The sequence below is a fragment of the Duganella zoogloeoides genome (assembly GCF_034479515.1).
GTDB lineage: Bacteria > Pseudomonadota > Gammaproteobacteria > Burkholderiales > Burkholderiaceae_D > Rugamonas > Rugamonas zoogloeoides.
In genome coordinates, this window is record NZ_CP140152.1 from 4,889,989 (window position 1) to 4,916,430 (window position 26,442).

At 64.5% G+C, this 26,442-nt stretch carries 17 protein-coding genes; 5 read left to right on the forward strand and 12 right to left on the reverse strand.

Annotated elements, in window-relative coordinates; all coding sequences use genetic code 11:
- Positions 1-5: 5 nt before the first annotated feature.
- Complete coding sequence (locus SR858_RS21565; protein WP_019921481.1) at positions 6-1,973, reverse strand: methyl-accepting chemotaxis protein; 1,968 nt, start codon at positions 1,971-1,973, stop codon at positions 6-8.
- 21 nt (positions 1,974-1,994) lie between these two features.
- Complete coding sequence (locus tag SR858_RS21570; protein WP_322533931.1) at positions 1,995-2,795, reverse strand: TorF family putative porin; 801 nt, start codon at positions 2,793-2,795, stop codon at positions 1,995-1,997.
- A gap of 198 nt (positions 2,796-2,993) precedes the next feature.
- On the opposite strand from SR858_RS21570, the gene SR858_RS21575 reads away from it, so the two are divergent.
- On the forward strand, positions 2,994-3,917 hold the full coding sequence (locus SR858_RS21575) for a type 2 periplasmic-binding domain-containing protein (protein WP_019921479.1): 924 nt from the start codon (positions 2,994-2,996) through the stop codon (positions 3,915-3,917).
- Positions 3,918-3,989: 72 nt separating this feature from the next.
- Here the strand turns inward: SR858_RS21575 and SR858_RS21580 are convergent, their stop codons facing one another.
- From SR858_RS21580 to puuE, 10 genes are all read right to left on the reverse strand, one after another.
- On the reverse strand, positions 3,990-5,057 hold the full coding sequence (locus SR858_RS21580) for a S1/P1 nuclease (RefSeq protein WP_154819918.1): 1,068 nt from the start codon (positions 5,055-5,057) through the stop codon (positions 3,990-3,992).
- A gap of 8 nt (positions 5,058-5,065) precedes the next feature.
- Complete coding sequence (locus tag SR858_RS21585; RefSeq protein ID WP_026637224.1) at positions 5,066-6,304, reverse strand: phospholipase D-like domain-containing protein; 1,239 nt, start codon at positions 6,302-6,304, stop codon at positions 5,066-5,068.
- Positions 6,305-6,313: 9 nt separating this feature from the next.
- Positions 6,314-8,050, reverse strand: a complete 1,737-nt coding sequence (locus tag SR858_RS21590; RefSeq protein ID WP_026637223.1) for a bifunctional metallophosphatase/5'-nucleotidase — start codon at positions 8,048-8,050, stop codon at positions 6,314-6,316.
- A gap of 160 nt (positions 8,051-8,210) precedes the next feature.
- A complete protein-coding gene (locus SR858_RS21595) occupies positions 8,211-11,642 on the reverse strand; it encodes a TonB-dependent receptor (protein WP_019921475.1) in 3,432 nt (1,143 codons plus the stop codon).
- 702 nt (positions 11,643-12,344) lie between these two features.
- Complete coding sequence (locus SR858_RS21600) at positions 12,345-13,826, reverse strand: amidohydrolase family protein (RefSeq protein WP_026637222.1); 1,482 nt, start codon at positions 13,824-13,826, stop codon at positions 12,345-12,347.
- 25 nt (positions 13,827-13,851) lie between these two features.
- Entirely contained in the window at positions 13,852-15,156 is a 1,305-nt protein-coding gene (guaD, locus tag SR858_RS21605) for a guanine deaminase (RefSeq protein ID WP_019921473.1), read from the reverse strand.
- 16 nt (positions 15,157-15,172) lie between these two features.
- Complete coding sequence (xdhC, locus tag SR858_RS21610) at positions 15,173-16,288, reverse strand: xanthine dehydrogenase accessory protein XdhC (RefSeq protein WP_019921472.1); 1,116 nt, start codon at positions 16,286-16,288, stop codon at positions 15,173-15,175.
- A 1-nt stretch (position 16,289) separates the two neighbouring features.
- Positions 16,290-18,623 (reverse strand): xanthine dehydrogenase molybdopterin binding subunit, encoded by a 2,334-nt coding sequence (gene xdhB / locus SR858_RS21615; RefSeq protein ID WP_019921471.1) that lies wholly within the window; start codon positions 18,621-18,623, stop codon positions 16,290-16,292.
- Positions 18,620-20,104, reverse strand: a complete 1,485-nt coding sequence (xdhA, locus tag SR858_RS21620; protein ID WP_040377758.1) for a xanthine dehydrogenase small subunit — start codon at positions 20,102-20,104, stop codon at positions 18,620-18,622. The genes xdhB and xdhA overlap by 4 nt, the downstream gene beginning before the upstream one ends.
- 7 nt (positions 20,105-20,111) lie before the next feature.
- Positions 20,112-21,065 carry an allantoinase PuuE gene (gene puuE, locus SR858_RS21625; RefSeq protein ID WP_019921469.1) on the reverse strand — a complete coding sequence of 318 codons (954 nt, stop codon included), beginning with the start codon at positions 21,063-21,065 and terminating at the stop codon, positions 20,112-20,114.
- A gap of 126 nt (positions 21,066-21,191) precedes the next feature.
- Here puuE and uraH point away from each other — a divergent pair, with 126 nt between their 5' ends.
- The 4 genes from uraH to pilB all read left to right on the forward strand — a co-directional run bounded on the left by uraH (position 21,192) and on the right by pilB (position 26,435).
- Entirely contained in the window at positions 21,192-21,545 is a 354-nt protein-coding gene (gene uraH, locus SR858_RS21630; RefSeq protein WP_019921468.1) for a hydroxyisourate hydrolase, read from the forward strand.
- 58 nt (positions 21,546-21,603) lie between these two features.
- Complete coding sequence (locus tag SR858_RS21635) at positions 21,604-23,115, forward strand: tetratricopeptide repeat protein (RefSeq protein WP_322533937.1); 1,512 nt, start codon at positions 21,604-21,606, stop codon at positions 23,113-23,115.
- A 170-nt stretch (positions 23,116-23,285) separates the two neighbouring features.
- Positions 23,286-24,575, forward strand: a complete 1,290-nt coding sequence (locus SR858_RS21640) for an HlyC/CorC family transporter (RefSeq protein ID WP_026637221.1) — start codon at positions 23,286-23,288, stop codon at positions 24,573-24,575.
- A gap of 135 nt (positions 24,576-24,710) precedes the next feature.
- Positions 24,711-26,435 carry a type IV-A pilus assembly ATPase PilB gene (pilB, locus tag SR858_RS21645; protein ID WP_040377740.1) on the forward strand — a complete coding sequence of 575 codons (1,725 nt, stop codon included), beginning with the start codon at positions 24,711-24,713 and terminating at the stop codon, positions 26,433-26,435.
- Positions 26,436-26,442: the final 7 nt, after the last annotated feature.

Here is a 26,442-nt window from a genome sequence, read left to right on the forward strand (position 1 = left end):
AGCGGTCAACGTATCCTGAGCAGGTGCGCGCCAGCGGCCGGCGGGGCGGCGCCGCGATCGAGCTTGAATACGCTCACGGCCTGCGCCAGGTTGGCGGCCTGCTCCTGCAGGCTCTCGGCGGCGGCGGCGGCCTGCTCCACCAGCGCGGCGTTCTGCTGTGTCACGCCGTCCATCTGCACCACCGCCTGGTTGACCTGGGCGATGCCTTCGCTCTGTTCGGCCGTGGCCACCGTGATTTCGCTCATGATCTCGGCAACGCGGCGCACGCTGGACACCACGTCGTCCATCGTGCTGCCCGCTTCATCCACCAGCCGCGTGCCGGCGGCCACCTTGCCCACCGAATCGTCGATCAGTTCCTTGATCTCCCTGGCGGCCGCCGCGCTGCGCTGCGCCAGGTTGCGCACTTCGGACGCCACCACCGCGAAGCCGCGTCCCTGCTCGCCGGCGCGCGCCGCTTCCACGGCCGCGTTCAGCGCCAGGATGTTGGTCTGGAAGGCGATGCCGTCGATCACGCTGATGATCTCCACGATCTTGTTCGACGACGCGTTGATCGAGGCCATGGTGGCCACCACCTGCGCCACCACCGCGCCGCTCTTTTGCGCCACGGTCGATGCCGAGCCGGCCAGCTCGTTGGCCTGGCGCGCGTTGTCGGCGTTTTCCTTGACCGTGGACGTCAGCTCTTCGATCGACGCGGCGGTTTCCTCCAGCGCGCTGGCCTGCTGCTCGGTGCGCGCCGACAGGTCGGTGTTGCCATGCGAGATTTCGGCGCTGCCGCGCGCCACGTTCTCGGCGCTGGCGCTCACCCGCAGCAGCACGTCGTGGATATTGCCCACGAACTGGTTGAAACCGCTGCCGATCACCGCCAGTTCGTCGTTGCCGCGCACGTCGAGCTTGACACTCAGATCGGCGTCGCCGCTCGATAGCGCTGTCATGCGCGCGCCCAGCGCCCGCAACGGCGCGGTCAGGCGGAACACCACGCCGACCAGGATCAGCGCCGTGGCGACCGCGCAGATCAGGGAGACAATCAAGGTATAGAGCAGCAGCTCGCGGGCGGGCGCCGTCGCCACGCTTTTCGGGAACGTCAGCTGCACCGACCACGGCGCCGACTGGGCGTGGATGAACAGCGGCTGCAGCAGGTGCACCCAGCCTTGCTCGTCCACGTATTCGTAGGGCTGGCCCTGGCGCACGCGCTCGAGCGCTGCTGGCGGCAAGTCGTCGGCTTTCTTGCCCAGCTTTTCCGGCGCCGGATTGCTGGCGTACAGGCCACCGCTGGAAATCAGGCTCAGTTTCGCGCCTTCGATGGTCTTGAGTTCGGCGAGGATAGTCGCCAGCCGGGTAAGCATGAAGTCGGCGCTGGCCACGCCCTTGAACTGGCCGTCGATCATGATCGGCGCCACCAGCGATGCCATCAGCGTGGGCTTGCCGTCCACCGGATAGTTATACGGCTCGGTAAAGAACACCTTGCCGCTGCGCTTGGGGATGTCGTACCAGTCATTGGCGCCGGCGGCGGTATCGAACACAATGGGCTCCACGTGCAGCGCACCGCCGGCGCCGCGCGTCCAGTACGGCATGAAGCGCCCGGTGGCGTCGTACAGCGGCGCCTTGCCCGCGTACTCGGCATCCTTGCCGTCCAGTGCATTCGGCTCCCACGTGACGGCCGTGCCGACCAGGTCTTCGGACCCGGTGAGCGTGGCTTTGACCAGTTCATTGATCTGCTCGCGCGCCAGCGGCAGGTTGGCCGTGCGCGTGCCGCGCATGGCGCCGGCCAGGTTGACGATGGCCGCCAGGTTGGTGGCGATGCGCGCCTGCAGTACGCCCGACACCTCGCGGCTGGACGTGCGCGCCAGGTCCATCGCGGCCGCCTCCGCGCTGGCGCTGCTGCGGATGCCGGTGACGGTAGCGGTGATCGCCAGGCTGGCCACCACCAGCGCGGTGGCAGCGGCGCAGATCTTGCCGTTGAGAGAGAGGTTCATGGGAGGCCTGTGCAAAGAAAATCAAAAGGTGCGCAACAGCGCCACCACGAAAGTGCCCCTGGCCGGATCGGATGTCTCGATCACACCGGCGCCATTGGGCACGCCCGTGGTGTAGCGGTCGTAGGCATCGGTCGCGCCATGGGCGCGGGTATAGGCGGCCGACAGTGTCCAGCCGGGCGCCAGCACCTTGGCCACGCCCACGCGGTAGTCGCGCCAGTTCCACACGGCGTTGTTGGCCACCCGCCCTTGGCCCGCGTGCAGCTGCATCGTGTAGCCGTCGCCCAGGTCGAGGTTGGCGCCGAGGTCCAGGTAGCCGGTGCCGCGCGCGTTCTCGATGCCGAAGAATTCACGGCTGACGGTGTAGTTGTAATTGAGGTAGGCCCAGCGGTACGTGAGCCCCAGCGCTACCTCGGTGTAGTCGTAGGTGGTATCGGTGGCGGCGATATGCGCGCCCGGGTACTTGTAGACGTACACGCCAGCGCTGTAGCCGACGGCGCCATCGTTGCCGAGCTTTCCCGTATAAGTGCCGTACAGGTCCCACTCCACCGTGCCGTCTTCGACGTAACGGTCGCTGATGGTGGACAGCCAGGTGCCGAAGGCGAAGCCGCCCGGTCCCGCGTAATCGACGCCGCCTTGCAGCGCGGGCTTGCCCCAGCCCTGGCGGAAACCGCGCGAGATGTATTGCGACGCGGCGGTGACGTTGGCACTCCAGGGCGAGGCTACGGTCTGCACCACCTCCTGGCCGCGCGCCGGCGCGCACAGCGCCGCCGCAATCACCAGGCCCATGACCGGTATCGACCGGACAGCCGCATGCATTGCCATAGCACCTCCGCCTGCGCTCTCCTGCAAAGGCAGGAGTTCTGTCCCTAGCATAAGCAGTAGCCATGCTCGAAGTCAACACGCATAGCGCTGCGCGGGCCGATCCGTTGTAAAGACGACGAGGCGGCCCGCGCCGGCAGCAAGGGCGTTGGCAAGGGCCGGCGCCGCGTGGCACACTGCGGATTTTTCCTGGCTCCCTCCATGCGGCACCCCGATACCGAAGGCCGGCGCACTACCTGGCGGCGGCTGCTCGCTGCAGGCCTGCTGCTGTGCGGCGCCCCTGCCCGCGCCACCGTGGCCGCACCGACAATATTGACGTATCCGCTCACCAGCGAGGGCGTGGACAGCCGCTACGACTACGAGTGGGCGGTGCTGCGCATGGCGCTGGAGAAGTCCGGTGCACGCGCGGGCGAGTTCGATGTGCGGCGCTCGGCGGTGGCCATGTCGCCGCCGCGCGTGCTGCACGAAATGCGCGCGCAGCCGGGCCGGATCAATGTGTTCGTGCGCGCCACGTCCGCCGAACTGGAGCGCGAGTTTTTGCCGGTGCGCCTGCCCGTTGATCGCGGCCTGCTGGGCTATCGCCTGTTGCTGATACGCGCTGCTGATCAACCGCGCTATGCGCGCGTGCGCGGCGCGGCCGACCTGGCGTCCATGCGCGCGGGCCTGGGCCAGGGCTGGACCGACGTCGCCATCCTGCGCGCGGCCGGGATACCGGTGGTGGAAGGCAGCAGCTACACGGGCTTGTTTTCCATGCTCGATGCCAACCGCTTCGATTTTTTCCTGCGCTCGATCGACGAGGCCTCGCGCGAGATCGACGAGCGCCACGACGAATATCCACGGATGGCAGTCGAGCAAACGCTGCTCGTGCACTACCCGCTGCCGCGCTACTTCTTCCTGCGCCGCGATGCGCAAGGCAGGCAGCTGGCCACCCGCATCGAAGCGGGCATGGAGACCATGATCCGCGACGGTTCGCTGGGCACGCTGTTCCAGCGCTACAAGGGCGACCTGGTACGCAAGGCGCGCCTCGACCAGCGCCGCGTGATCCGCCTCGCCAATCCGCAACTGGGACCGGAGACGCCGCTGGCGCGGCACGAGTTGTGGTTCAATCCGGTGACGGGGAAGTGATGGCAGACGCCGACTGAATCCTCGCCTGCACGGCAGTTCACCGAGGCGGGATGACGGCGCAAACGCGGTCGCTTACGGCCAGATTGCTTGCAGCACCGCCGCCAGCTGGTAACCGCCCTGCGTGAGCTGCTGCTTGGCGATGGCCGAGCTGGGGACCGGGTAGTTGTCCGGCATCGCCAGCGCCCACACGTTATAGCTCTCGCCCGTGCTTTTGCTGGTCTGCTTGGTCGCCGCGCCCACCGTCACGTCGGCGTAGGCTACCTTGGAGATCGCCAGCGACTGGTCCGCCCATTGATACGGCCAGGTGGACAGGTCGCCCTTGGCCGAGACCACCGTCGGGTTGCCGGCGATGACCAGCTTGGCGAACTGCTCGGGCGTGCGCGCGCCGATGCGGCGGAACGCGTAGTTGACCACCGTGGTGTCCCAGTACGAGTGGAACGGGCGCGTGGTCTGCGGCGCGCGGGCAGGTGCCCCCGCAGCCTTGGCCTCATCCACCGGCGCGGCCGGGATCAGCTGGTCGCTGGTGGCGGTGAGCTTGACGTCGTCGAGCAGCAGGTTGTTGCCGCCGCGCGCGTCGAACACTTCGCCGGCGTCCAGCTGCGCCTGGGTGGGCACCACGAACTTGCCGTCCTTGCTCACAAAACCGGCGCCCACGTGCAGCGGCTGGGCGATGTCGCCGGCCAGGTGGGTGAGGATCAGCAGCGCCTGGCGCGGCGTGAAGTTGTGCGGGTTGGTCGCCGCATCGGCCTTGCCCTGCAGGACCGCGATGCACTGCTTGGCCGTCTGCACGATATCGTCTTCGGCCGTGCCCACGCCGTGGTCATGGTAGCTCGGCAGCTGGAACGGCACGTCGGTGTAGTGGTATTCGCTGTGCTTGGGATTGGCCGCCACGTACGAGGTCATCTCGGCGCTTTGCGGTCCGCAGTACGTGCCCTTCACGCAGTCGGCCCAGGTGGCGATTTTTTCCAGGCTCTCGCCCGGCAGCAGCAGCGCCTGCACGTGCTGCTGCGCATTGCTGCCCTTGAGCAGCTGGTCGGCGATCGCACCCACGGCGCGGTGGCCGTCGTTGCCCCAGGCCTGTACGTTGAACGAGACCAAGGCGCCCGACAGCGCCAGGATCAATGGGAGCTGCTTTTTCATCAATTGCTTCATTCTGCTTTACCTTTGACCGGTTTCGGATACTGCTTGTTGATGTTGAGCGGCTGCGCGTACGGCGACGTCCAGATCTGCTCTTGCGTGGCGGCCAGGCGCTCGGCCATTTTCTCGTTGCGCATCACCACCTCGAAATTGCGCGACAGGTCCATATAGCCGCCGGCCCAGTTGCTGGTGCCCACCCAGGCGACCTGGTTGTCGATCACCATGGTCTTGCTGTGGATGACGCGCGCGAACGGAATGAAGCCGCTCGACGACATCGGCAGGGTCACCACGCGGATCTCGACGTTGGGCAGCACCGCCAGGCTTTTCAGGTACGCCTGCGCCGGCATTTCCAGGTTCCAGTTCGAGACCATCAGCTTGACCTTCACGCCGCGGTTGGCGGCGGCGCGCACGGCGTTGTCGATCACCGCGTAATAAGGACGGGTGCCGTTCGGACCATAGCTGACCGGCGCGTAGTCGAGCAGTTGCACCCGCACTTCGGTCTTGGCGTCGGCCAGCAGCGCAGGCAGCCCGCTTTCGGAGTCGCCGATACCACGGGTGTTGTACTTGTTGGGACTGGCCAGCAGGTAGGCGTCCTGGCGGTAGTCGGCCGCCACCACTTTCTTGTTCACCTCGGGCACCTTGCCGCCCTTGGCCAGCAGGCCCTGGGCGCGCCAGTCCTGGTTGAAGACGGCCAGCACCTCGCCGACGATTTTCGCGTCGGTGATGCGCAGTCCTGTTTCGTGGATATGCTCGAACGCGCGCCAGTCGAAGTTCTGGCTGCCGATAAAAGCCTCTTTACCATCGACCACCAGGTACTTGGCGTGGATGATGCCGTTGCCGGTCAGCTTGGAAAAATCGAGGATGCGCAGCTCCAGGTTCGGAATCGCTTTCAGGCGTTCCAGCGTGGCCGGCTCGGAGAGACCCACGCCCTTCTGGTCGATCAGGAAGCGGATCTTGACGCCGCGCTGGCCGGCAGCAGCCAGGCGTTCCACCACTTTTTCGAACGCGCTGCCAGGCTTGGTGACGGCGTAGAACTGGCCGATCACGATGTCCCTCTTGGCATTGTCGAACATCTCGCTCCACACCGTCACCGGGTCGCGCAGATCGGGATTGCGCAGCACCGTTTCGGCCGGCGAGGTTTGCACCAGTTCGAAGCCGGGGATCGAAAACTCGGCGCGCGCCGGGGCGCTGACGATGGCGGTGGCAGCCAGCAGCGCTGGCACGAGGACGGACAGTAAAATTCGACGCATGGGTAACTCCTATTGCACGCGCTGGTAGCGCTGTTGTGGCTGGGCGGCGCCGGCGGGTTTGCCGGCCTGTTCGCGCTTGACCAGGTAATCGTTGAGGGCATCGATATCGCGGATACCGGTATCGGTGCGGTTGCGGCCATTGGCAAACATCGGGAAACCGTCGCCGCCTTCGGCCAGGAAGTTATTGACCATCACGCGGTACGACGCTTCGCGCTCTAACGGCTTGCCATTGAGCTTGGCGCTGCCCGGCACCACCTTGCTGCCATCGCCGCGCCGCGCATCCCACTGGTAGGTAAAGCCCTCGGACACTTGCAGCAGGCCGCGAATGTCTTCGCGCCCGCCGCTCCACTGCTGTTCGAGCAGGTCGAAAATTTGCCAGCCCTTGAGGTTCATCACCACCAGCGTGTTCCCGAACGGCAGGACCATGCGGGTCTGACCCACGCTGGCGCGGCCATTGTCGGTATCGAGATCCTGGCGCATGCCGCCGTTGTTCATGAAGCCGATCTGTACGCCGAACGGACGGCCCGCCTGCAGCACCGAATCGGCCACCAGGTCGCCCAGCGCGGACTCGCCGCTGTCGGCGCGCTTGCGCACCACGCTGGGTACCGCCAGGCGCGCCACCGGCTGCGCCAGCAGCGCCGCGCTGCGTGCGCGCGCGGTCTCCAGGTAGGCCGCCAGTTGCGCATCCTTCGGCCATTTGCCGGGCACCATCACCTCTTGGCGCGCGCGGATGTCCTTGAGCGTGTTGGTCTGCGTATCGACGGTGAGCGCGATGCGGCCCAGCACGTGGCCGCCCGTGTCCGACTGCGTGACAGTGCGGCCATCGACCTGGCACAGGTAGCCCTTATGCGAGTGGCCGCTGACCACGAGGCGCACCGCCGGATCGAGGCGCTTGACGATATCGACCACGGGGCCGGTGAGCTTGCTGCAATCGGGCTGGTCGAATTTTTCCACCGTGCTGCCGCCCTGGTGCACCAGCACCACGAATACGCCCACGCCCTGCGCTCGCAGCTCGGGCAGCTGGCGGTTGATGGCGTCCGCTTCGTCGATGAATTCGAGGCCGGCGATGCCGGAGGCCAGCGCCGCCTCGGCGGTGCTTTTCAGGACGGTGCCGATGAAGGCGACCTTGACGCCATGGGCCGTCTCGATTTTATAGGCGGGCAGCACCGGCTTGCGGGTGGCGGTGTCGATCACGTTGGCGGCCAGGTACGAAAATTTGGCGCCGCCGAAGTCTGGCTCATACTTGCAGGCCTTGTCGGCCCGCGGCGACTTGCAGCCGCCCATCTGCTGGCGCAGCAGCTCCACCCGGCCGGCATCGAACTCGTGGTTGCCCACCGAGCTGGCGCGCAGGCCCAGCAAGTTCATGGCGCCGATAGTGGGCTCGTCGGCCCACATCGACGAGATGGCGGGACTGGCGCCCACCAGGTCGCCGGCGCCGACCAGCAGCAGTTGCGGATCCTCGCGGCGCCATGCTTGCAGCGCGGCGCCGATGGTGTCGATGCCGCCCGCCTCGATGGTGCGCGTACCGCCGCCGTTGGCGCTGTCCCACACGTACTTGCTGGGCTCGAGGTTGCCGTGGAAATCGTTGAGCGTGACCAGCTCGATCTGCACCAGCTTAGAAGTGGCAACGGAAGCAGAAACCGGAGCAGCGGACGGCGCCGGCAGGCGCGTCGAGCAAGCTGACAGCGAGGCCGCCAGGGAGGCGGCCAGCACGATCGCGGCCACCGGACGAAGAGATAAGTTCATTGCAGTCCAGGCGTGTCGGAATCGATTATTGTACCGCGCAAAAGCAGGCCGGGAACAGCGTAAAAGCCCGCTGGAATAATACGTTACAAAGCAGTGCGGGCATAAAAAAACGGCCGGTGTCGCCACCGGCCGTTCCGTGTTTCAAAGACGTGTTACGAACTTAGAATTCGTACTTCACAGTCGCCTGAACGGCCCACTGCGATTCGCCTTTGGCCTGGCGTACTTCCAGGTTTTCGACGTTCTCGCGCACCTGGTAACGGTAACGACCCTGGGCATCGAGACCGGCATAGTCCACGAAGCTGCGTGCTTGCGCGCCGCCACCCTGGAACAGCACTTCATTGATACGGCCCCACTTCTTGTTCAGCAAGTTGCCGACGTTGAAGATATCGAACGTGAAGACAGCTTTATGACCGCTGAAGAAGCTCGGGATTTCCTGGGCAATGCGCATGTCGAAGCTGTTGGTCCATGGCGAGAAGTCGGTGTTACGACCGACCACGCCACCGGCTGCCTGTTTCAGCGCCTTGTTGCTGTTCACGATGTTCCAGAACTTGGTTTCGTTGGCGTTGTTGGTCGGGGTATCGCCCACGAACACCACCTGGCCCGAACCTGGCGCCGACGGGATGTACATCAGGTCGTTACCGGAGATCGAGTCGCCGTTCAAGTCATTGTTGACGGTCCAGCTGTATGGCTTGCCCGAGCGGCCTTCGTAGAACAGACCGAAGGTGGTCTTGTAGTTGTCGAAGAAACGCTTCTGGAAGTTCAGCACCGCGCTGATACGGTCTTTGACCAGGTAGCTCGAGTTGGCCGACACTTCTTCGTTCGGATTGAATACCGAACGGCCGCTGAAAGTCGAGTTCGAGGTCGACGAGGTCAGTGGCGACACTTCCTTCGCTTCGGTGTACGAGTACGCCAGCGACCAGCTATAGCCGCTCGACATCGGACGCGACAGCGACACGGTGGCGACGTTGCTGTAGCCCTTGTTGGTGCCGGTGGCGACCAGGACGTTACCGAACGAGGCATTGCTGCCTGCCTTGTTGCGGAAGGTGCTGCAAGTGCCCGAGGTGATGGCGGTGCCGCTGGCATTCCAGCAAGCGCCGTTGTAGCCGGCGGCGGTGTAGTACAGCGAACGGCCATCGGTACCGGTGCGGGTGGCCGCGCCCAGGTTGTAGTTCTGGTAGTAGATGGCGTCACGCACCTGGGTGCGCAGCAGTTCCGCGCCCAGCACGATGCCATACCATGGCAGTTCGTGGTCCAGCGCGATATTGGCTTTCCATACCGACGGCTGGCGCAGGCCTGGGGCCAGGGCATCAATCGGCGGCACCGGGGTCGAAGCTGCCAGCGTGCCTGGCGCTACACCGACGGCCGGGTTGAAACCGCCATCGGCGATCGAGCAAGGGCTGGTGGACGAGCCGCACGACAGGGTGCGGGTTGCCACGCCATTGTTCTGGAACGGGTTGGCCAGCCATACGGTCGCTGCCGCGCCCTGGAACAGGCCGGCGCCGCCGCGCAACTGGGTCTGGCGCGGGGTGTCGAACTTGAAGTTGAAGCCAGCACGCGGCTGCCACAGGGTCTGGCCGTCGAAAGTGACGGTGTTGTCGATGCCGAAGCCACCGGTCTGGCGGCCAGCAGCATTGACCGGGCCGACAGCCTGGGCGACGGCCGCATTCTGGGTTGGGCGCTCAGGGATGCTGGCACGGTCAACACGCAGGCCGTAGCTCAGGGTCAGCTGCGGGTTGACAGTCCAGACATCTTGCAGGAACAGGCCGGTGTTCTTCATGGTGAAGTTGGCGGCGGCGTTCTGCTCGAGCGTGTTGCCGGCCGAAGCAGTCAGCAGCGTGTAGCTGGTTGGACGGCCGCGACGGAAGTTCTCCAGCACCGCTTGCTCTACCTGGGCGGCAGTAGCCTGGCCGCAGTTCAGGGCGGCACCGTTATTGAACTGGTACGCGAAGTTCGTGGCAGGAACGCCGGTCAGATTGGTGTTCTGGCAGCCGAACGAATAGTTACCGTAGGTGTTTTGCAGGAACGCGTTGAAGATCTCGTTCTTGGCATAGTCGCCGCCGAACTTGATTTCATGGTCGCCCACGGTCCAGTTGGCGCCACCGTACAGATCCAGGGTCTTGGTGTTCAGGTTGTTGAACTGGCGGCTAGGCTCGGTACCGAAGTTCAGCGAACGGCTCGTTGGCACGTTGGTGAGGCCGGCCGGCAGCGCGCCGTTGAACGACAGGCTGACCGCTGGCAGCGTCGAGTTGTTGGCAGGAACACTCTGGTAATCGCGTTGCGATGCCTTGAACTCGGTCGAGAAGGTCGGGGTCCAGTCCGAGGTCAGTTGCGCAACCTTGGTCTCGATGTTTTTCTCGGTGGCGTACCACTGCGAGTTCAGCGACAGGGCGCTGCTGGTGATGTTCGGGAAGACCGGTTCCGACTGCTCGGTCTTCGAGTAACGCACCATCAGGCGGTGGTCGTCGTTGATGTTCCAGTCCAGCTTGAGCAGCTTGTCGGTCACGTCCAGCTTGGTGCCGCTTGGCGTTTCGCTGCCGCCGATGTCGATGCCGTAACCCTGGGCGATGCTTTGCGCCTGAGCGATGGCCGCTGGCGAGATCGCCACGTTGGTCAGGCTGCTGCCGATCGGACCGAAGGCCGGCGTGGTGCGCGACGATTCCAGTTTTTCGTAGTTAGCGAAGAAGAACAGCTTGTCCTTGATGATCGGACCGCCCAGGGTCACGCCCTTGGTGGTGTCCTTCGATGCAGGCGGGGCGAAGTATTCGCCGGTGGTCTGGTTGTAACGGTCGCCGGCCAGCTTGTCGTCACGGAACACGTAGTACACGCTGCCCTTGACGGTGTTGGTGCCGGACTTGGTGACGGCGTTGATGTTGCCGCCGATGTAGCCCTTCTGAGTCACGTCGTAGTTGGCGACGTTGACCTGCACCGACTGGATCGCTTCGATCGAGATCGGTTGCTTGGAGGTCGGCGAGCCGCTTGCTTCCAGGCCGAAGGTGTCATTGACGGCCACGCCGTCGATGGTCAGCGAGTTGTAGCGCGAGTTCTGGCCGGCCACGGACATTTCGCCACGGTCTTTATCGGTCTGCGACACGCGCGGGTCGGTACGGGCGTAGTCTTGCAGGTTGCGGTTGATCGAACCCTGGATCGCCAGCTCGGTCGCGCTGATGCTGGTGCCGGCGCCCATGTTCGACTTCGAGAATTTTTCGGAACGGGCGGCCGAACCGGCCACGGTCACGACTTGCATTTGCGCGCCGAGGGTCGCGTCCACGGTGGCGGTTTCCGCCAGCTGGGTGTACACGTTGTCGCGCTTCTCTTCAACGCCATCCTTGGAGATGATGATCGTGTACGGACCACCGGTACGCAGACCGCGCTGCAAGTAGCGGCCTTCGGCATCGGTCACCACCTTGGTGCTGGTGCCGGACTCGGTGTGGACGATGGTAACGGTCGCGCCAGCGGCAGGCTTGCCGTCACCAGCCGAAATGCGGCCAGCGATCGACGACGTCGTGTTCTGAGCCATGGCTGGAACTGTCGCAAGCGCGATAGACAGGCTGAACGCGATTTGCGTCAGCTTGAGCCGTTTGTGATTGATCATTGTATAACCCCAAAAAAGACTAATAGTTATGGAAACCCCGGAAAACCTACTGCGCGTCCCGCTATCGTCTCTGCGTTGCTCAGCGTACTTTCGTACGCTTCCGCTACTCGAGCCGATACCAGGCCGCTCGCTACGGTTTTTCACGGTTTCCTTTTGTCGAAACCTGCTCGTGGCAGGGATCTCCCTCTTACGTTTGCTGCAACTGGTCAGACCGTCCAAGTCCCCCCGGCACAAACGTGCAGCGGGTGAGTGTAGCGGTGAAATATGTCAGGGCTATGACGGGGATAAGCTCCGGGCAAGGAAAAAAACTTGCCTTTTTGGATCATTTAATCCGACTATGCATTAACCAAAAATCGCTGACAAATACGTTTTACCTTAAAGATTCAGATCGAAAAACTATAAATGAGCTGAAAAAAACGCTAAAAATCTGGCTGTAGCGACCGCCCCGTCAAAAACAGGCGAAATTATAAGTCAGCGGTTCTCACGTGAAATCCATTCATTGCCAAATAAGCATCAACCCCGCTCTGCTTGGCGAAATTGTGTAGCTTGTGGGCCACATTTGGCAAAAAAGATATATCCAGTGGAAGGAAATAAAGGTAGGAGTGACAACAGTCTATTACTGTCGTGCGAGGGGAAAAATTTCTGGCAAAGTGCGCGCGGGTGTGGACGTTGCGCCACACACCCGTACTTTTCAACGCTGGATCAGCGCTTTTTCTTAGGTTGCGCCTTGGCAATATCAGCTTCAAATTTGTCGAATTTGCCGTCTAAAGCTTTCAACAAGCGTTGTTTGTCTGCATCAGGCAGGAACGAATAACGGATGCTGTCGTACGAAAGTTTCTTCACTTCGCCATATGTCGGCTGGTAACGCGACGCGAATAGCACGTATTCCCCCGACAAATTGTTGCGCGAAACGCCAGCATCGTCGGTGCTGAGCACGAACGGCACGCCGTATTTGCGGAACAGAGTGACCGGGTGTTCCTGGTCTTTGATGCCCAAAATAAAGTCGTTACTGCTCAAATTGACCTCGACCGGGATATTCCGATCACGCATTTTTTTCATGATGCCGAGCGGATCGTGCTCATGGACGATGTCCATGCCGTGGCCGATGCGGCTGGCGCCGGCCACGTCGAGCGCATCCTTGATGTGGAATTTCAACCCCTCCGGTTCCACCATGCCCAACGACAGCTCACCCGCGTGCAGCGCCAGTTTCACGGCCGGATACTTCGCTTTCAGGAAGCCGTACATTTTCATGTGCAGCGCGTAGTCGCGCATCGACACGTGGGTGCTTTCCTGGCCGACGATGTTCACGCCGACGATCATCGGGCTGGCCGTGGCCAGTTTAAAGCTCGACACCATTTGCGAGAACACCTGCGACGGCGTGAGGAAACGCAGCGCGAACGGCTGGTAGCGCAGCGTGAAATCCTGGTCGTCGATGCCGGCGCCCGATTTCCTGACGTTGTCCAGGTACGCGGCGATCCAGCCGTTGAAGGCCTGGTCGCCTTCGAGCCTGGTCATGTACGCGGCCAGGTCGGCGTCGGTGACGGTGCCGGCGCGGGCCTTGTCGTCGAAACCGGCGTCCTGGGCGATCGGCGCGATCTCGAAGATGGTCTCGATGTAGCTGAGGTTTTCGTCGATGGCGCGGCGCTTGAGCGTTTGCAGGCCCTCGGCGGTATTGGTGGACGCGACCGGGTTGAAGTAGGCGAAGGTGTCGAAGAACTGGCGGTCGGGCGGGTTCTGGATGGCGCCGTGGTTGTGGTAATCCTTGTCGGACCAGCGCTGCAGCAGGTTGGCCAGGAAAGTATTGTCCTGCAGGCTGTCTTCGCCCGACAGGCACGCGCGTTCGGCCAGCGGCCTGGCGCGTTCGGCCTTGGCGACCGCCTGGTCGACGTTGATGGTATAGCCGGCCCTGTTGACGCAGAAGCCTTCCTTGTCCACCCAGCGCAGGTACTGCTCGGCGTACAGCGCGCCGGAATAATGGTGGTGCAGGTCGCCGCCCTTGGGCATCTGGGTAAAGAACATGGTCAGCTCGGCCAGCTTGGGATCCTTGCCGGCCACCATCGCAGCAAACACGTTGCTGGTGACCGCTTCATTGGTCGCTGTCTGCGCGGCCAGCGGCGTTGCGCACAGCATGGCAACGGCTAGGGGGATGGCCAGGACTCTGGAGCTGACGAAGTGTTTGTGCATGGTGCTTCCCGATGTGAATGGTGGATTAAGTGCGGACGTGGACCCGGCGCCCCCCCGAATACGTGGCGGCGATCGCCCGGTCGTCGCCCAGCAGCGCCAGCGCGAACAGCAGTTCCTCCAGGCTGGCGACACTGCTCGAGCGGCGCTGCAACAGCGGCGTACCCTGCGGATCGACGACGATGAAATCGGCCTCCGCGCCGGGGGCGAAATTGCCGATCGTGCCTTCGAGCTGCATGGCGCGCGCCGCGCCGAGCGTGGCCAGGTAAAACATCCGCAAGGCTGGCAAATGGCTGCCCTTCAAGCGCGCTACTTTATAGGCTTCATTCATGGTTTGCAACATCGAGAACGACGTGCCGCCGCCCACGTCCGTGGCCAGCGATACCAGCATGCCCGCCTGGTCGGCACGCTCGAAGTCGAACAGGCCGCTGCCCAGGAACAGGTTCGACGTGGGGCAGATCGCCGCCGCCGCGCCGGTTTCCGCCATGCGCCGGCGGTCGGTTTCGTCAAGCCAGATGCAGTGACCGTACATGGCGCGCGGGCGCAGCATGCCGTAGCTGTCATACACATCGATATAGCTGCGCGACTGCGGGAACAATTCGCGCACCCACGCGCATTCGGCTTCGTTTTCCGACACGTGGGTCTGGATATAGGTGTCGGGGTACGCGCGCGCCAGTTCGCCGGCCAGGTGCAATTGCTCGTTGGTGGACGTGGGCGCGAAGCGCGGCGTGATCGCGTACTGCGACCGGCCGCGGTTGTGCCAGCGGTTGATCAGGGCCTCGGTATCGCGCGCGCCACTTTCGGCGGTGTCGCGCAAGAACTCCGGGCAGTTGCGGTCCATCAGGACCTTGCCGGCCACCATGCGCAAGCCGCGCGCCTCGCTGGCGGTGAAGAACGCGTCCACCGACTGCGGATGCACGGTGCAATACACCATGGCGGTGGTGGTGCCGCAGCGCAGCAGCTCGTCGAGGAAGAATTCGGCCACGCCGGCCGCGTGGAGCGGGTCTTCGAAGCCCCGCTCCACCGGGAACGTATATGTCTCCAGCCACGGCAGCAGCCCTTCCGACGGCGACGCGATCATGTCGGTTTGCGGGTAGTGGATGTGGGTGTCGATAAAGCCGGGCATGAGCAGCTTGCCGCTGTAGTCATGCACCGTGGTCCCCGGCGGCAACATGGCGTGCAAGGTGGCGTAGTCGCCCGCCGCCTGGACCTTGCCATCGGCAACGATCAGCAGGCCGTCTTCATGCCAGGCGTGTGCGTTGTCGCTGAAGGCCGGATCGGCGAGAAAGTGCAGCAAGCTGCCACGGTAGGCTTGCAGGTCGGTGGTGGACATAGGGGTCTTTCTGAAATTAGGGTGTCACGGCGATGCGTTGGTGTTGCCGGAGTTGCAGACTTTGCCGAGGTTGCGGATATTGCGACTCCCAGACCATCAGCAATTGCGCGCACACGGAGGCGGCGATGGCGGCCGGGAACTTGCTGGTAATGCCGGGCAGCCCGATCGGGCACACCATGGCGGCGATGCGGTCCTGCGCGATGCCGCGCGCGGCCAGGCGCCGCTCGAATTGTACCCGTTTCGTGCTTGACCCGATCAGGCCGAACCAGCCCACGTGCGGGCGCGCCAGGATGGCTTCGGACAGGCGCTGGTCGAGCGCGTGGCTGTGAGTAAGTACCAGGTAGCTGGCGCCGTCCGGCGCGCGCGCCACCAGCGCCTCGGGGGTGTCGGTGGCTTCCACCGTGACGTTGGCCGGCACGGCAGCAGGGAACATGTCTTCGCGCTCGTCGATCCAGGTGACGGTGCACGGCAGTTCGCCCAGGGTGCGGACGATGGCTGCGCCCACGTGGCCGGCGCCGAACAGCAGCAGATGGGCACGCGGGGCCGGGCAGGCGTCGAGCAGCCAGCGGCGGCCGATTACGTCGCGGACCACGGTGGTGATGCCGGAAGTTGCGAAAGTGGTCGCGCTGGCCGTCGCGCTGAAGTCCGGCATACGAGTGCCGGGCTTCGCGCCAATCATGTCGATCGGGGTGGCAGGGTCGAGGGCCGGTGCGGCGCCCTCCCCGGCAAACACAACACCGCCGGTATCCAGCAGCAGCGCTGCCGGCGCACCGTCGATAGCGCTCAAGCGCCAGCAGTCTTCGCCCGTCCGGGTGCGCAGTCCGGTCAGCACCGCGCGCAGCGCATCATCGACCATCTCGAACGCCAGGTGCACCACGCCGCCGCAGCACTGGCCCAGCGTGGGGCCGAGCGCATAGCGTTCGAGCCTGGTGGCGCCAGCGGTGGGGTCGTCCAGCATGGCGCGGGCCAGATCGACCGCGCACAGTTCCAGGTGGCCGCCGCCGATGGTGTCGAGCCGGCGGGCGCGGGTGACCAGCATCTTGGCGCCGGTCTCGCGCGGGCCGGAACCCTCGACGATGGCCACCGTCACCAGCACCGCCGGCTCGTCCACGTTGGTCAGCCACGCATTCATCTCAGGCCCCGAGTTCGACGATGGACACGGCGCGCAGGATTTCCTCGCTGGTGGCCGGGGCGTTGAGCGGCGGGTTGACGCGGTGGCCGCCCACGCTCGAAATCGCGTCGCGAATCGCAAAGAACACCGAAAACGGCAGCAGCAGCGGCGGCTCGCCCACGGCTTTCGAGCGGTGAATGCTGTCCTCGACGTTGTCGTTCTGGTAGAGCGTCACGCGCAAGTCCTCCGGGCAGTCCGAAATGCCCGGAATCTTGTACGTCGATGGCGCGTGCGTCATCAGCTTGCCGGCGCCGTTCCACCACAGCTGTTCTGTGGTGAGCCAGCCCATGCCCTGGATGAAGGCGCCCTCCACCTGGCCGATATCGATGGCCGGGTTGAGCGAGCGGCCGGCGTCGTACAGGGCGTCGGCGCGCAGCAGCTTCCATTCGCCGGTCAGCGTATCGACCACCACTTCGGACACTGCCGCGCCGTAGGCGTAGTACGAGAACGGGTGGCCGTTCATGGTTTTCGGATCCCAGTGCAGGCCCGGCGTGGCATAAAAGCCGTCGGACCACAGCTGCACCCGCGCCAGGTAGGCTTTTTGTACCAGTTCGGAAAATGGCACGACGTGGCCGTTGACGTGCACCGCGTTGTCCGCGAAGCGCACCGGCTGGCCGTCGTCGGCGCCGTACAGCTTTATCGCGTGGTTTGTGAGGCGTTCGCGGATCTGGCGCGCGGCGTCCTGCGCGGCCTTGCCATTCAAGTCCGCGCCGGTGGAAGCGGCCGTGGCCGAGGTGTTCGACACCTTGCTGGTATCGGTGGCGGTCACCCGCAGGTTTTCCATGGAGACACCCAGTTCGTGCGCCACCACCTGCATCACCTTGGTGTTGATGCCCTGCCCCATCTCGGTGCCGCCATGGTTGACCAGCACCGAACCATCGACATACACGTGCACCAGCGCGCCGGCCTGGTTCAGGTGGGTGACGTTGAAGGCGATGCCGAATTTGAGCGGCGTGAGCGCCAGCCCCTTTTTCAGCACCGGGCTGTTTTGATTGAAGGCGTCGATGGCGGCGCGGCGGGCGCGGTAGGCGCTGCTGCGTTCCAGTTCGGCCGTCAATGCTTCGATCACGTTATCGACGATCTCCTGGCCGTAGGGCGTGATATTGCGTGAGGTAACGCCATAGAAATTGACGCGGCGGATATCGAGCGCATCGCGCCCCAGGTTGCGCGCGATGTCGTCAATGATGTATTCGATGGCGATCGCGCCCTGCGGTCCGCCGAAGCCCCGGAAGGCGGTGTTGGACTGGGTATTGGTCTTGCCGCAGCCGGCCAGGATTTCCACGTCCGACAAATAATAGGTGTTGTCGAAATGGCAGACCGCGCGCGTGGCCACGGGGCCGGACAGGTCAGCCGAGTAGCCGGCGCGCAGCGTCATGTCCACCTTGGCGGCCAGGATCTTGCCGGTATCGTCGTAACCCACTTCGTACTCGTAATAGAAGCAATGGCGCTTGCCGGTGACCAGCATGTCGTCGTCGCGGTCGGCGCGCAGCTTGACCGGGCGTTTCAGTTTGGCGGCAGCGATGCCGGCAGCGGCGGCCCACAGGGCCGACTGCGACTCCTTGCCGCCGAAACCGCCGCCCATGCGGCGGCATTCCACTTGTACCTTGTGCGAGTGCACGCCCAACGCATGGGCCACCACGTGCTGCATTTCGCTCGGATGCTGGGTGGAGCATTGCACCAGCATGCCTTGATCTTCCTTCGGTATCGCGTAGGCGATCTGGCCTTCCAGGTAAAACTGCTCCTGGCCGCCCACGAACAGTTTACCTTTGACCACGCGCGGCGCCAGGTCGAACGCGGTGCGAAAATCGCCGCGCTTGAGCGCCATTGGCGGCAGCACGTACGATTGCGCAGCCTTGGCTTCCTGCGGCGTGAGGATGGCCGGCAGCTCTTCGTAGTCGATCACGGCGCGGCGCGCGGCGCGGCGGGCGTTGTCGTGGGTGTCGGCCACCACGATGAAGATCGGCTGGCCCACGTACAGCACTTCGCCGGCGGACAGGATCGGATCGTCATGGATGATCGGGCCGCAGTCGTTGGTGCCGACGATGTCGGCAGCCGTGTACACGGCCACCACGCCGTCTGACGCGCGCACCGGCGCCAGGTCGATGCTTTTGATACTCGCGTGCGCTTTCGACGACAAGCCCAGCGCCGCGTGCACGGTGCCTTGCAGTTCGGGGATGTCGTCGGTGTACGTGGCCTGGCCCAGCACATGCAGCTCGGCCGATTCGTGCTTGCGCGGAATGCCAACGGCTTGCCAGCCTGCTTCACGCACGCGGTTGGGGGCGGTGGGCTGGTTCATGCGGACTCCCTGGCGTCTTTGAAAGCGAAGGCATTGACCGACTCGTTGCCGAGCGGCGCATCGGGGCGCGTCTCGAACCAGAACCGGCGCAGCAGGTTTTGCGCGGTCTGCATGCGGTAGGTGCCTGATGCGCGCATGTCGGACAGCGGTTTGAAATCCTGCGCCAGCATGTCCATCGCCACCCGCAGGTTGGCTTCGTTCCAGCGCAGGCCGGTGAGCGCACTTTCCGCGCGCGGCGCGCGGCGCGGTGTGGCGGCCATGCCGCCGTACGCGATGCGGGCATCGATGATCTGGTCGCCGTCGAGCGTGAACGCGAACGCCGCGCATACGGCCGAGATATCCTGGTCGAAGCGCTTGGCCAGTTTATAGGTTCGGAACTGGACATTCTCGCGCGGCAGCGGCACCCGCACGGCGGCGACGATTTCGTCAGGCTGCAAATCCTTTTTCTGGTAGTCAAGGTAGAACGCTTCGAGCGGCAGCACGCGCTGGCCCGCCGGACCTTGCAGCACCACTTCGCTGCCCACCGCGATCAGCCACGGCATCGAGTCGCCGATCGGCGAGCCGTTGGCGACGTTGCCGCCCAGGGTGCCGGCGTTACGGATCGGCAGCGACGCAAAACGCTGGCGCAATTCGCCCAGCTGCGTCGGATACAGCTCGCACAGCGCATTGTAGGCGTGTTCCAGCGACACGCCGGCGCCAATTTCCAGCATATCGCGCACCTCCTCCACCGTTTGCAGCGCGGCCACGTGGCCCAGGTAGATGATGTCGCCCAGTTCGCGCAGCTGCTTGGTCACCCACAGGCCGATGTCGGTCGAGCCGGCCAGCAGCGTGGCTTGCGGATGGGCGGCGCGCAGGGCGACGAGTTCCGCCAGCGTGCGCGGCGCGTAAAAGGTGCGGCCGTGGGCCGTATAGCTGCTGCCTGCATCGCGTTGCAGCGCTTGCAGCTGCGTGGTCAGCGCGGCGCGGTCGAAGGCGACAGCCGGCAGTTCGGTCATGCGGTGGGCCGCGTCGATGATGGGACGGTAGCCGGTGCAGCGGCACAGGTTGCCGGACAGGCAGTCGTCGATCTCGCGGCGCTGCGCCGGTTCACCGTTTTTATCGAGGTACATGCCCCACAGCGACATCACGAACCCAGGGGTACAGAAGCCGCACTGGGAACCGTGACACTCCACCATGGCCTGCTGCACCGGGTGCAGCGCGCCGTCCTGCTGCTGCAAGTCTTCGACCGTGAATAGCGCCTTGCCGTCGAGCGTGGGCGCGAACTGGATGCAGGAATTGACCGCCTTCATCTCCAGCTGGCCGGCAGGGTTGAGGCTGCCGACCACCACGGTGCATGCGCCGCAATCGCCTTCGGCGCAGCCTTCCTTGGTGCCGGTGCAATGGAGGTCTTCGCGCAGGTGCTGGAGCACGGTGCGGGTCGGTGCGCCACCGGCAAATTCGCGCACGGCGCCACGGAAGTAAAAGCGGATCGGTTCGGACATCTTGGCCTCAGGCTGCAAAAGGATGGGTGGAGCGCCAGTGGTCGGCGATATCGATGCGGCGCGTGATCCACACCTGTTCGTGGCCCTGCACATAGTCGAGGAAACGCGCCAGCGCGGCCAGCCGCGCCGGCCGGCCCACGATGCGGCAGTGCAGGCCGATCGACAGCATCTTCGGCGCGTTCAGGCCGGCCGGGTCGCCTTCGGCATACAGCACGTCGAACGCATCTTTCAGATAGTCGAAGAACTGCGTGCCCGAATTGAAGCCCTGGGCGGCGGCAAAGCGCATGTCGTTGGTGTCGAGCGTGTAGGGTACGATCAGTTGCGGTGCGGTGGTCGGCTGGCCATCGGCGCCCATGTGGGCCACCTGCTGCCAGAACGGCAGGTCGTCGCCATAGTGGTCGGCATCGTATGCGAAGCCGCCATGTTCCATCACCAGCCGGCGCGTGTTGGGCGAGTCGCGGCCCGTGTACCAGCCTTGCGGTGCGCTGCCGGTGAGCTCGCGGATGATGTCCACGGCTTCTTTCATATGGGCGCGCTCGGTGGCTTGGTCGATGTTCTGGTAGCTGATCCAGCGCAGGCCGTGGCAGGCGATCTCGTGGCCCAGCGACTGGAAGGCGGCGACGGCCTCCGGGTGACGCTTGAGCGCCATCGCCACGCCGAACACGGTGAGCGGCAGCTTGCGGTCCTCGAACAGGCGCAGCACGCGCCACAGGCCGGCGCGCGAACCGTATTCGTACAGCGACTCCATGCTCATGTGGCGGTCGGGGAACGACGCGGCGCCAATGATCTCGGACAGGAAGGTCTCGGAGCCGGCGTCGCCGTGCAGTACGCTGTTTTCGCCGCCCTCCTCGTAATTGAGCACGAATTGCAGCGCCACCCGGGCGGCGCCGGGCCAGCGGGCGTGGGGCGGGGTGCGGCCGTAGCCGATCAGGTCGCGCGGGTAGTTGTCGTAAGTGCTCATAGGTTTGTGCGGGAACGCGGGCCGGGGTATGGGGAATATATCCTTAATCATATAGGCGCCGGCGCGCGCCGGTATATGATTTACACGATAGCCGCTTGTCATTCACCGATATAGGACACTACCGCCATGGGCAAACTCAGCACGCACGTACTCGATATCACCCAGGGCAAGCCCGGCGCCGGCGTCAGGCTGGCGTTGTACGCGGTCAACGCAGAGGGCCGCACCCTGCTCACCACCGACGTCACCAATGCGGACGGACGCTGCGCCACGCCGCTGCTCGCAGGCGAACAGCTCACCGCAGGCAAGTATGAGCTGGTATTCGCTGCCGGCGATTATTTTGCAGCGCAGGGCGTGCAGGTGCCCGAACCGCGTTTTGTTGACGAGGTGACCATCGCCTTCGGCGTGGCCGACGCCGAGCAGAACTACCACGTGCCGCTGGTGGTTTCGCCGTGGGCGTATTCGACCTATCGCGGCAGCTGAGGCCACCCCGGGGGCGCCGCGCTTGCCGTGCCCGGCAAAGCCCCCTAAGATGCGCACCATGACCACCTCCCACCCGGCGTTGACCGCCTCCCTGCTGCGCCAGGCCGTGCAATTACAACAGCAAGGCCAGTTGCCGCCCGCGCAGGCGCTGTACCGGCAGGTGCTGGCGCTCGACCCGCAGCAGTTCGACGCCCTGCACCTGCTGGGCGTGATCGCGCGCCAGCAGGGCGATGCGGCCGGCGCCATCGATTTGATTGCGCAGGCAATCGCGGTCGATCCGGCGCAGCCGAAGGCCCATGCCAACCTGGGCGTGGCGCTGATGGATGCAGGCCGGGTGCAGGAGGCGCTGGACAGCCACGAGCGCGCCATCGGGCTGCAACCCGACTACGCCATGGCGTGGAGCAATCGCGGCAACGCCCTGCGCCAGCTGCAGCGCCACGACGAGGCGCTGCACAGCTACCAGCGCGCCGTCTTCCTCCAGCCCAACTACCCGGAAGCGCACTGCAACCGCGCCATCGTGCTGCAGGAAATGGGCCGCTACGCCGAAGCGCTGGGTGCGGCCGAGGACGCGCTGGACCTGCGCGAGCGCTACGCCGACGCCTGGTTCGCCCGTGGCAATGCGCTGCACGGCTTGCGCCAGCTGGCCGATGCGGTGGACAGTTTCGAGCGGGCCATCGCGCTGCGCCCGCAATGGGCGGAGGCGCACAGCGCGCTGGGCGCCAGCCTGCAAAAGCTCGGTGACTTCGACGCCGCGCTGGCCGCCTACGACCGCGCGCTGACGCTCAAGCCCGGCCACGCGCTGGCGCACTACCATCGCGGCAATACGCTGCGTTCTCTGGGCCGCACCGACGAGGCGATTGCTGCCTACCGCGCCGCACTGGCGCATGGCGACGATCCGCAAACCATCGCCTTCGCGCTGGCCTCGGTGGGCGCGGGCGAAACGCCAGCCACACTGCCGGGCGACTACGTGCGCACCCTGTTCGACCAGTACGCCAACCACTTCGACCAGCACCTGACCGAAGTGCTCGGCTACCGCACCCCGGCCGCGCTCGATGCACTGATCCGCAGCGCCGGGCATAGTGCAGCGCTCGATATCGTCGATCTCGGCTGCGGCACCGGCCTGTGCGGCCCCTACTTGCACGCGTACGCGCGCCGCCTCGACGGCGTGGACCTGTCGCAGCAGATGCTCGACAAGGCGGCCGAACGGGCACTGTACAACGAGCTCGCCTGCACCGACCTGGTGGACTACCTGGGCGGGCGAGGGCAAGCGTGGGATCTGGCGGTGGCTGCCGACGTGTTCGTCTATATCGGCGACCTGGCGCCCGTGTTCGATGCCGTGCACCTGGCGCTGCGCCCGGGCGGGCGCTTCTGCTTTTCGGTCGAAGCGGGCGCACCAGACGGCGCCGACTACGTGTTGCAACCATCGAACCGCTACGCCCACACGCTGCCATACCTGCGGAAGCTGGCGACCGCCACCGGCTTCACCGTCCTCGCCACCGACAACCTCGCCGCGCGCCAGGAAAACGGCACCCCCATCACCGCCCACACCCTACTCCTGCACAAATCCTGAGTTCGGGGTCAGTGCCGACATTTGGACACGAACCCATCATTATGATGATCGATGTCGTGCGATTAAGTTCAAAAATGTCCGAATGTCGGCACTGACCCCGAAGTGGACAAACTTGCATGTGGTGGGGGAGTGACTTAGAATTCGAGGCTTCTCCGCCACCGATCGCCATCTTGGATACCGTGCCCTTATGGGTGCAGCTGCTTGCACTCGGCCTGCTGATTTTGTTTTCGGCTTTCTTCGCCATGGCGGAGACGGCGCTCATGGCGGCCAACCGCCATCGCTTGCGCCATGAAGCCAAACGCGGCAATCGCCGCGCCATCACCACCCTGTGGCTGCTCGAACGGACCGGCAAGCTGCTCTCGCTGGTGCTCATTGCCAATACGCTGATCAACGCCACCGCCACCGCGCTGGTCACCTCGATCGCGATCCAGGCCTTCGGCCATGACGACAACGTCATTATCGTCTCCACCGCCTGCATCGCCTTTTTGCTGATCGTGTTCGCGGAAATTTCGCCGAAGATGATCGGCGCCACCTACCCCGAGAAAATCGCCCTGCCCACCAGCATGGTGCTGCGCCCGCTGATGGCGGTGTTCAAGCCGGTGATCTGGTTCGTCAACCTGTTCGTTACGCAAATCCTGCGGCTGTTCCGCACCCAGGCCGGCGGCCAGGTGAACGATGCGCGCGTCTCGCCCGAGGAGCTGCGCTCGATCGTGCTTGAGGGCGGCAACTTCATTCCGCAAAAGCACAAGAGCATCCTGCTCAACCTGTTCGACCTCGATACCATCACCGTCGAAGACATCATGACCCCGCGCTCGCAGGTGGAGGCGCTGGACCTGGAACTGCCGGTCGAACAGATCAAGCGCGAGCTGACCACCTGCCAGCACAACAAGCTGCCCGTGTATGAAGGCGAGATCAACCGCATCGTCGGGATTTTGCACGTGCGCAAGGCAGTGGCGCTGCTCAACCAGGAGGACGACCTGACCGTCGATCATTTCCGCCAGTTGCTTACCCCGCCGTACTTCATTCCGCAGGAAACCGGCGCCTTCACCCAGCTGCAATATTTTCAGGAAAACAAGCAGCGGCTCGGCATCATCGTTGACGAGTACGGCGAGGTGCAGGGCCTGGTCACGCTTGACGACATCATCGAGGAAATGATCGGCGAATTCACCACGTCTCTGCCCGACAATGCGCCGCCCGACACCTTTGGCTGGAACGACGCCGGCGCCTGCACGCTGGAAGGCACGACCGCGCTGCGCGACGCCAACCGCCGCCTGGGCCTGGACTTTCCGCTCGACGGTCCCAAGACCCTGAACGGCATGCTGCTTGAATTATTGCAGGACATCCCCGACGCGCCGATCAGCATCAAGGTTGGCAATTGCATCATCGAAGTCGTGGAAGCTGATGATCAAGCCATCAAAGTGGTCAAATTGCTACGTACCGGCGGCAAACGCAGCCATTGAATCGTGCGCCGGTGGGTGCACGCAACAGCAGAGGTACAATCGGCTCGACCAGCGGACCTTGCGCTTTACAAAGGATATGCCTGAGGGCATGATTCAGAAGGGCAACAGGTTCGCCCTCCACCATCGGAAGCAGCCATGGCCGCAGTCCTACCGAACACCGTTACGATGCCGGGCCTGGCGCGCGCCCTGATGCAGGCCGGCCGCCTGTCGCCGCCGCAGGCCGAGGCACTCAACAAGAAAGCCCACCACGAAAAACAGCCGTTCATCGACGTGCTGCTGGCCAGCGGCGCCATCGACTCGCGCGCACTGGCCACGTTTTGCGCTGAAACCTTCGCCTATCCGCTGCTCGACGTGTCCATGCTCGATATCGAGGCGCTGCCCGCCAAGGCCATCGACGCCAAGCTGATGCAGGGACAGCGCGTGGTGGCGCTGGCCAAGCGCGGCAACAAGATGGCCGTGGCAATTTCCGACCCCACCAACACCCAGGCGCTCGACCAGGTCAAGTTCCAGACCGAGTCCACCGTGGAACCGGTGATCGTGCCGCACGACGCGCTGCTGCAGCTGCTGGCGCGGTTCGGGCGCAGCGCCGAGCAGAGCATCGCCGACCTGGCCGGCCCGGAGACCGACTTCCAGTTTGCCGAGGAAGAAGAAGCGCCGGCCAGCGCGGCCGACACCGCCGCCGCCAACGAGGTGGAAGATGCGCCGGTCGTCCGCTTTCTCAACAAGATGCTGCTCGACGCCGTCACCATGGGCGCGTCCGACCTGCACTTCGAGCCGTTTGAAAAATTCTACCGGGTGCGCTTTCGCGTCGATGGCGTGCTGATCGAGCATGCGCAGCCACCGGTGTCGATCAAGGACAAGCTGGTGTCGCGCATCAAGGTGCTGGCCAAGCTCGACATCTCCGAAAAACGGGTGCCGCAGGATGGCCGCATGCGCCTGGTGGCCTCGCCCACCCGCACCATCGACCTGCGTGTTTCCACGCTGCCCACGCTGTTCGGTGAAAAGACCGTGATGCGTATCCTGGACGGCAGCCAGGCGCAGATGGGCATCGACGCGCTCGGCTACGAGCCGGAACAGAAGGCGCTGTTGATGGACGCCATTCACCGCCCCTACGGCATGGTGCTGGTGACCGGCCCCACCGGCTCGGGCAAGACGGTGTCGCTGTACACGTGCCTGAACGTGATCAACAAGCCGGGCATCAATATCTCGACCGCCGAAGATCCGGCCGAGATCAACCTGCCCGGCGTCAACCAGGTCAACGTCAACGACAAGGCGGGGCTGACGTTTCCGGTGGCGTTGAAATCGTTCCTGCGCCAGGATCCGGACATCATCATGGTCGGCGAGATCCGCGACCTCGAAACCGCCGACATTGCGGTCAAGGCCGCGCAAACCGGCCACCTGGTGTTTTCCACGCTGCACACCAACGATGCACCATCGACACTTACCCGGCTGATGAACATGGGCGTGGCGCCGTTTAATATCGCCTCGTCGGTGACCCTGATCACGGCCCAGCGCCTGGCCCGGCGGCTGTGCGTGTGCAAGCAGCCGGTGGACATTTCTGCGGACCTGCTGATCAAGGCCGGCTTCCAGCCCGCCGATCTCGATGGCACCTGGAAGCCTTACGGTCCCATCGGCTGCGAACGCTGCAACGGCGGCGGCTACAAGGGACGCGTGGGCCTCTACCAGATCATGCCGATCACGCCGGCCATCGAGGCGCTGATCCTGGCCCACGGCAACGCCATGCAGATCGCCGCCCAGGCCCAGCTCGAAGGCGTGAAATCGCTGCGGCAGTCGGGACTGCTCAAGGTCAGGCAAGCCATGACCAGCCTCGAAGAAGTACTCGGCTGCACCAACGAATAGGACCGCG